The 312-nt window shown below is 64.7% G+C and carries 1 protein-coding gene; it reads left to right on the top strand.

The genetic code is table 11. From position 1 onward, the window contains the following. Window positions 1–312, top strand: a 312-nt coding sequence (locus CJU81_RS24145; protein ID WP_176464910.1) for an Ig-like domain-containing protein, incomplete at both ends; no start/stop codon positions are given.

The raw sequence follows: 312 nt of genomic DNA, 5'->3' as shown, positions 1-312 counted from the left end.
CCGATTACCGGTAACCTCAGCGATGGCGGCGTCTCCAACGACACCACCCCGACCCTGCACGGCCAAGCCACCCCTGGTGCGACAGTCACGGTCTATGACGGCACCACGCCACTCGGCACAGCAACGGCCAACGCCCTGGGCAACTGGAACTTCACCACTCCGGATCTTGGCGAAGGCAGCCACAGCTTCACGGCCACGGCGACCACCGCGACCGGAGTCAGCGCGCCTACCCTGCCTTTCAACCTGACCATTGACACCACTGCACCCGGCCAGCCAGGTGCAGGCGGCAATGGCGGCATTGATCTGATTACC

The organism is Pseudomonas fragi, from assembly GCF_002269505.1.
Classification (GTDB): domain Bacteria; phylum Pseudomonadota; class Gammaproteobacteria; order Pseudomonadales; family Pseudomonadaceae; genus Aquipseudomonas; species Aquipseudomonas fragi_D.
Note: the sequence above shows the minus strand (reverse complement) of the source record. Positions and strands in the feature narration are given on the sequence as shown.